Origin of the sequence: Herbaspirillum sp. UBA812 (assembly GCF_002296545.1) — a bacterium.
In the GTDB taxonomy this organism is placed as follows: Bacteria; Pseudomonadota; Gammaproteobacteria; order Burkholderiales; family Burkholderiaceae_D; genus Herbaspirillum; species Herbaspirillum huttiense.
Genome location: NZ_DBIC01000274.1, coordinates 1 through 7,419, shown reverse-complemented (window position 1 = coordinate 7,419; position 7,419 = coordinate 1). Strand labels below are relative to the sequence as shown.

7 protein-coding genes and 1 pseudogene are annotated in these 7,419 nt (G+C 63.4%); 7 read left to right on the top strand and 1 reads right to left on the bottom strand.

Annotated features, from left to right (window positions below):
* From B3873_RS18945 to B3873_RS18915, 7 genes are all read left to right on the top strand, one after another.
* Positions 1–915: MFS transporter (locus tag B3873_RS18945; protein WP_286868173.1), on the top strand; the 915-nt coding region annotated here is incomplete at its 5' end.
* 8 nt (positions 916–923) lie between these two features.
* Positions 924–2,153, top strand: coding sequence for a metal-dependent hydrolase family protein (locus tag B3873_RS18940; protein WP_134221086.1), 1,230 nt, complete (start codon positions 924–926; stop codon positions 2,151–2,153).
* A 116-nt stretch (positions 2,154–2,269) separates the two neighbouring features.
* Entirely contained in the window at positions 2,270–3,175 is a 906-nt protein-coding gene (locus B3873_RS18935; protein ID WP_039785609.1) for a LysR substrate-binding domain-containing protein, read from the top strand.
* A gap of 51 nt (positions 3,176–3,226) precedes the next feature.
* The gene (nudB, locus tag B3873_RS18930) at positions 3,227–3,730 is read left to right on the top strand and encodes a dihydroneopterin triphosphate diphosphatase (protein ID WP_286868168.1); all 504 of its coding nucleotides are present in this window, start codon (positions 3,227–3,229) and stop codon (positions 3,728–3,730) included.
* Between the two features lie 54 nt (positions 3,731–3,784).
* The gene (locus B3873_RS18925; RefSeq protein ID WP_286868166.1) at positions 3,785–4,582 is read left to right on the top strand and encodes an endonuclease/exonuclease/phosphatase family protein; all 798 of its coding nucleotides are present in this window, start codon (positions 3,785–3,787) and stop codon (positions 4,580–4,582) included.
* 2 nt (positions 4,583–4,584) lie between these two features.
* The gene (locus B3873_RS18920; protein WP_134221088.1) at positions 4,585–5,748 is read left to right on the top strand and encodes a phospholipase D-like domain-containing protein; all 1,164 of its coding nucleotides are present in this window, start codon (positions 4,585–4,587) and stop codon (positions 5,746–5,748) included.
* A gap of 136 nt (positions 5,749–5,884) precedes the next feature.
* Positions 5,885–7,060 carry an acetyl-CoA C-acetyltransferase gene (locus tag B3873_RS18915; RefSeq protein ID WP_039785245.1) on the top strand — a complete coding sequence of 392 codons (1,176 nt, stop codon included), beginning with the start codon at positions 5,885–5,887 and terminating at the stop codon, positions 7,058–7,060.
* An 84-nt stretch (positions 7,061–7,144) separates the two neighbouring features.
* Here B3873_RS18915 and B3873_RS18910 read toward each other — a convergent pair.
* Positions 7,145–7,419 (bottom strand): annotated as a pseudogene (locus B3873_RS18910) (sel1 repeat family protein); the annotation flags it as partial.

The window sequence follows — 7,419 nt, the reverse complement described above, 5'->3', positions numbered from 1 at the left end:
CGCCTGCTGCAAGGCTTCTCGGCCGGCGGCGAGATGGGCAGCGCCACCGCCTTCCTGACCGAATATGCGCCCGAGCGTGAGCGCGCCTATTACTCCAGCTGGATCCAGGCCAGCATCGGCGTGGCCGTGCTGTTGGGTGCAGCCGTCGGTACCTTCGTCACCACCAGCCTGGATCCGCAGGCCTTGTCCAGCTGGGGCTGGCGACTGCCCTTCCTGCTGGGCATCATCATCGGCCCGGTGGGTTACTACATCCGCAATCACCTCGAAGAAACCCCGACGTTCCTGGAAGAAAAGGACAAGACCGATTCGCCCTTGAAGGAAGTGATCCGCAACTTCCCGCGCGAGACTTCGGCCAGCTTTTCGATGGTGATCCTGTGGACGGTCTGTACCTATGTGCTGCTGTTCTACATGCCGACCTACTCGGTCAAGGTCCTGAAGCTGCCGCAGACCACCGGCTTCATCGCCGGCATGGTCGGTGGACTCTGCATCATGGTGCTGGCCCCCATCGTCGGCCGCCTGGCCGACCGCATCGGACGCCGTCCGCTGCTCTCCGGTGCCGCCGCGCTGATCCTGGTGCTGGCCTATCCCATGTTCGCTTACATCAACAGCGCGCCCAGCCTGTCCACGCTGCTGATCTTCCAGCTGGTCTTCGGCACCCTGATTGCGGCCTATACCGGCCCCATCCTGGCGGCCTTCTCCGAACTGTTCCCGGCCAAGGTGCTTTCCACCGGACTGTCGGTGGCCTATAACCTGGCCGTGACCATCTTCGGTGGCTTTGCTTCCTTCTTCATCACCTGGCTGATCGCTGCCACCGGCAACAACATGGCCCCGGCCTTCTACGTGATGATCGCCGCTGCCATCAGCTTCGTCGGCACCCGCTTCGTGCGTGAGCCGCAGTACCTGCAACAACACTGAAATTCGCCATGACCAAGATTCTCCTGAAGGGCGGCAACGTCCTCGACCCGGCGCTGGGCAGCCTGTTCCCGCGCCATGATGTCCTGATTGAAAAAGACCGCATCATCGATGTCTCTGCCACTCCGCTGGAGGTCAGCGGCGCACGCGTGATCGACGTGACCGGCAAGACCGTCATGCCCGGCCTGATCGATTGCCACGTGCACGTGCTGGCCTCGCTGGCCAACCTGGGCCTGAATGCCTTGCAACCCGGCTCGCTGACTTCGATTCGCGCCTTGCCCATCGTCGAAGCCATGTTGAATCGCGGCTTCACCAGCGTGCGCGATGCCGGTGGTGCCGACTGGGGCCTGGCGCAAGCCATTGCCATCGGCCTGGTGCCGGGCCCACGCATCTTCCCCTCGGGCAAGGCGCTGTCGCAGACTGGCGGCCATGGCGATTTCCGTCCGCGTTCCGATGTGCTGGAGCCGTGCTCCTGCGCCTTCCGCGCCGGTGCCATTGCGCGCGTGGCCGATGGTGTGGATGCCGTGCGCCTGGCTGCCCGCGAGGAATTGCAGAAGGGCGCAACCCAGATCAAGATCATGGCCTCGGGCGGCGTCGCTTCGCCGACCGACCCCATCGGCAATACCCAATACAGCGAAGATGAAATCCGCGCCATCGTGGCCGAAGCCGAAGCCGCGCAGACCTACGTGATGGCGCATGCCTACACCGGCCGCGCCATTGCCCGTGCCGTGCGCTGCGGCGTGCGCACCATCGAGCACGGCAACCTGGTCGATGCCGAGGCTGCACGCGTGATGCGCGAGCACGGTGCCTTCGTGGTGCCCACGCTGGTCACCTACGATTCGCTGGCCCGTGATGGCGCGCGCCTGGGCCTGCCGCCGGATTCGGTGGCCAAGATCGAATCGGTACGCCAGGCCGGCCGTGACTCGCTGCGCATCTATGCCGAGCATGGCGTGCAGATGGGCTTTGGCTCGGACCTGCTGGGCGAGATGCATCAGGATCAATCGACCGAATTCCTGATCCGCGCCGAGATCCTGGGCAACCTGGAAACCATCCGCTCGGCCACCTCGATTGCCGCTGCGATCCTGCAGCGCGAAGGCGAACTGGGCACCGTGCGCGCCGGTGCGCTGGCCGACCTGATCGTGGTCGACGGCAATCCGCTGCAGGACATCACGCTGCTGACCGGCCAGGGTGAACACCTGTCGCTGGTCATGCAATCCGGCCACATCCACCGCAGCCGCTGATCGCCCTAGGTCTTTTCCGCCGCCGCTTTCCGCACGTCATGGGAAAGCTGCGGCGGGCATGCTTTTCGCTCTACCATCTCGACCTGGATGAGACCTTTCGAGCCGGAGCGCCGACCATGCGTATATCGCCCCTTCCCCCTTTACCTTCGCTGATCGCCTTCGAGGCGGCCATGCGCCATGGCAGCTTCACCCGCGCGGCGGCTGAACTGCACCTCACGCAAAGCGCCATCAGCCGCCAGATCGCCCAGCTGGAGCGCTTTCTCGGCAAGAAGCTGTTCCTGCGCGAGCCACGCGCGTTGCGCCTGACGGTGAGCGGCCAGCGCTATGCCGCGCTGGTGCAGCGCCTGCTGGTCGATTGCGCTGAAGCCACTGAAGACATCATGAAGCGCAAGGGCCATCAGGAACTGACGGTGGCCTGTTCGCAGGGGGTGGCGGTGCTGTGGCTGACACCGCGCCTGGCGCGTTTTCGCGCCCAGCATCCGGATTGCCACCTGCGCCTGGTGGTCAATGACAGCCTGGCCCAGCTGTCCGAAACCGATTTCGACATGGGCATCTACTTCTTGCGCGATGGCCCGCCCTCGGGCCTGGCGGTGCGCCGCCTGTATGACGAGGAAGTGTTCCCGGTCTGCTCGCCGGCCTATCTGAAAGGCCGCACGCTGGCCCCTGCCGACCTGCCGCAGGAGACCCTGCTGATGCTGGAGGACGGGCAGCGCCAGTGGATGTCCTGGCAGAACTGGCTGGCGCACAACGAGGTGGACGATGTGCGCATCGAACAGCAGATCCTGTCAAACCAATATCCGGTTCTGTTGCAACTGGCCATGGAAGGGCAGGGTATCGTGCTGGCCTGGCGTCACATGATCGACGCCTGCATGGAACAAGGGCTGCTGGTGCGCGCCTGTGAAGCCAATGCCAGCCTGGGCGGCGGCTATTATGCGGTGTGGCCGCGCGACCGCATCGAGCATGCAGCGGCACGGGCCTTCCGCAGCTGGCTGGTGGCCGAGAGCGAAGCCTCGCTGCTCTGAAACGCTGCCGTCCCGATACAATGGAGCCTTTCCCGCATCACGGACAGGCCCATGACGCAAGCCAAGCCCTACAAGATTCCCGAATCGGTGCTGGTGGTGATCCACAGCGCCGATCAATACGTGTTGTTGATCGAACGGGCCGACCAGCCTGGCTTCTGGCAATCGGTGACCGGTTCCAAGGATGCCCTTGATGAGCCCTTGTCGGAGACCGCCCGACGCGAAGTGGAGGAAGAAACCGGCATCGTGGTGGCCGACACCGGCGTAGACTCCTCGCAGGATGGCGGAAACCGCGTGCCTCGCGCGCATCTGCGTGACTGGCAACTTTCCAACATCTATGACATCTATCCGGTCTGGCGGCACCGCTATGCGCCGGGCGTGACGAGAAACACCGAACACGTCTTTGGCCTGCTGGTGCCGCGCGATATTCCGGTGACGCTGGCCCCGCGCGAGCACACCCGCCATGTCTGGCTGCCGTATCGCGAGGCGGCCGACCGCTGTTTCTCGCCCTCCAATGCGGAAGCGATTCTGCAGTTGCCGCGCTATCTGGCAAGCTAGCCAGCGCTTTGCGCGCGACCGCCACCGGACAAGAACAAGAGAAAGGTTGCATCGATGAAGCTGCGCGTTGCCACATACAACATCCACAAGGGCGTGACCTCCTTTGCCGGCCGCCCGCGCATCCTGGCGCTGAAGCAGGCGCTGGCGCAACTGGATCCGGACATCCTGTTCCTGCAGGAAGTGCAGGGCCGCCACGATAGCAACGCCTTGCGCCACGCCTCCAACTGGCCGCAGCAGGGGCAGCATGAATATCTTGCCGGTGATACCCACCACGCCGCCTACGGCATGAATGCCGTGTATGACCATGGCCATCATGGCAATGCGCTCATCTCGCGTTTTGAAATCGCTTCCATCCGCAACCAGGATGTGTCGGACCATGCCTATGAGTCACGCGGCATCCTGCATTGCGTGGTGCCCATCGAAGGGGTGGAGGTGCATTGCTACGTGATTCACCTGGGGCTGTTCGCAGGGGGCCGTCGGCGCCAGATCGATGCGCTGATCCAGGCCGTGAGCACCTCCTCGCCGCCGGATGCGCCCTTGCTGATTGCCGGTGATTTCAATGACTGGACCAACCAGCTGAGCCGTACGCTGTACCAGAACCTTGGCGTGACCGAAGTGTTCGACCAGCCGCAGCCCAATGCGCGCGGCGTGATGCATGGCTTGCGCCGACTCGGTGGCTTGTCGGCACCGATCCGCCCGGCACGGACCTTTCCGGCCATGATGCCGTGGCTGCGATTGGACCGCATCTATGTGCGAGGTTTCCGCGTGGAAATGGCGGAGGTCCTCAAGGATGGTCCCTGGGCGCGCCTGTCGGACCATGCCCCGATCGTGACCGAACTGCAACTGGCCTGATCTTGCGCCACCTCACCTTTACCGACGGCAACCAGATTGCGCTGCTGCACAGTGGCGCGGGTTTCTATCCCGCCCTGATCAGCGCCATCGACGCTGCACGCGTCGAGATCTATCTGGAAACTTATATTTTTTCGCTCGACGATACCGGCATGCTGGTCTGCGAAGCCCTGCAAAGGGCTGCCGGACGCGGTGTTGTGGTCTATGTCATCAATGACTGGCTCGGTACCGGGCGTGAAAATACTAACAAATTGCGCCTTGCCCTGACGGCGGCCGGGGTGCAGCATCGCTCCTTCAATCCCTGGTTCCGGCGCGGCGTGGCGCGCAGCCACCGCAAGCTGTGCGTGGTGGATCGGCAGGTGGCTTTCGTCGGTGGGCTCAACATCAATGACGACATGGTCTCCGACCGTGACCACATCACCGCGCTGCCAGCACCGCGCTGGGATTTCGCCGTGAGCGTGCTCGGGCCGCTGGTGCAGGACATCTATCGTGAAGTGCAGGCGCAATGGCTGCGTGTGGGGCGCATGAAACTGAAGGCGCGCTGGCGCAACTTCAAGCGCCTGCGCCATGGCCATCCGGGTCCGGTGCATGACCAGACCCAGGCCGCGCTGGTGGTGCGCGACAATTTCCGCAACCGGCGCACCATCCAGCGCGCCTATCTGCAGGCGCTGGGGCGTGCGCGCGAGACCGCCTTCCTCGCCAATCCCTATTTCGCCCCGGGCCGCAAGATGCGCCGCGCGCTGGAAGAAGCCGCCATGCGCGGGGTGAAGGTGACCCTGCTGCTGGGCGTGGGACAGTTCGTGATGCAGGATGCGGTGGCGCATTCCTTCTATCCCAAGCTCCTGCGCGCGGGTGTGCGCATCATCGAATACACCCATACGGAACTGCATGCCAAGGTGGCCGTGGTGGATGACAAATGGGCCACCGTGGGATCGAGCAACTATGACGGCCTGTCGCTGTTCGTCAACCAGGAAGCCAACGTGGTGGTGCAAGATCCGGCCTTTGCTGCTTACCTGCGGCAGGAGATCGAAGCCGGTGCGGCCGGGGGCCGGGTGGTGCACCTGTCGGACTTCCTGCACGTGCCCTGGTACAAGCGGGCGGCGTATGGTGCGGCCTTCCTCTTGTATCGCACGGTAATTCACATCATCACGCTCGGAAAAGACGCTTGAGACTTTTTGCCGGGTGTTTGATTTACCGAAAATTCACCATATCGCGTTCCAAGCTGAAATCGAATAAGATGACCATCCCGGTTTTCGAAGGACAGCCGTGCGCGGCTTCCTGCCATTTCAATAAAAGGAGCGAGTTATGGATGATGTGGTCATTGTCGCAGCACAGAGAACGGCGATCGGCAAATTCGGCGGATCCTTGTCGAAGATTGCGGCGGCCGATCTGGGTGCGCAAGTCATCAAGGCCCTGCTGGCCAAGACCGGCATCAAGCCGGAAGCCATCAGCGAAGTCATCCTCGGCCAGGTGCTCACGGCTGGCCTGGGCCAGAACCCGGCGCGCCAGTCGGTCATCAAGTCGGGCCTGCCTGACATGGTCCCGGCCTTTGTGGTCGGCAAGGTCTGCGGCAGCGGCCTGAAGGCGGTGCAACTGGCGGCGCAGGCGATTCGCTGCGGCGACGCCCAGATCGTCATCGCCGGTGGCCAGGAAAACATGAGCGCCTCGCCGCACGTGCTCAACAACTCGCGTGACGGTTTCCGCATGGGCGATGCCAAGCTGACCGACACCATGATCGTCGATGGCCTGTGGGACGTCTACAACCAGTACCACATGGGCATCACCGCCGAGAACGTCGCCAAGAAGTTCGAGATCAGCCGTGAAGAGCAGGACGCCTTCGCTGCCGCCTCGCAGAACAAGGCTGAAGCGGCGCAGAAGGCCGGCAGGTTCAAGGATGAGATCGTGCCCATCGAAATCAAGGGCAAGAAGGAAACCGTGGTCTTCGATACCGATGAATTCGTCAAGCACGGCGTGACTGCCGAAGCCCTGGCGGGTCTGCGTCCGGCCTTCGACAAGGCCGGCACGGTGACCGCCGGCAACGCCTCCGGCATCAACGATGGTGCGGCGGCCGTGGTGGTGACCTCGGCCAAGCTGGCCGCGGAACTGGGTCTGCCGGTGCTGGCCAGGATCAAGGCGTATTCCTCGGCTGGCCTGGATCCCAGCATCATGGGCATGGGCCCGGTGCCGGCATCGCAGCTGACCTTGAAGAAGGCCGGCTGGACGCCGCAGGATCTGGACCTGATGGAAATCAACGAAGCCTTCGCGGCGCAAGCCATTGCGGTGAACAAGCAGATGGGCTGGGACACCAGCAAGATCAACGTCAACGGCGGCGCCATCGCCCTGGGCCACCCCATCGGTGCCTCGGGTTGCCGCGTGCTGGTGACGCTGCTGCATGAGATGGTGCGCCGTGATGCCAAGAAGGGCCTGGCAAGCCTGTGTATCGGTGGCGGCATGGGCGTGGCGCTGGCTGTGGAGCGTTGAGCCTGTTGATGCGCTTGTCGTGATGAAGAAACGCCGGCTTTTCAGCCGGCGTTTTTCTTTGGGGCAAGATCGGGGGCCCGCCGATCAGTTTCCTTTTGCTATTGGTTCTTCCGCACTGAAATTGCGGATCGTGATGGATTTGCGTCCTGAAGGCAGGGGCTGGTTGGCCTGATCCAGCCATTGCCATTCAATTTCTTTCGGAGAGATGTCCAGCCCGCGATCACGCGGATCGGGAAAGGGCTGCCCTTCTTCCACATAGGTCTGGCGGTTCCACTGGTTGAAGACCTTCGCCAGAGGATGCATCGGGTCGACCTTGCCGTGCCAGATGCCTGTGGCGGGTGCGGGTAGCAGGCCGGTAG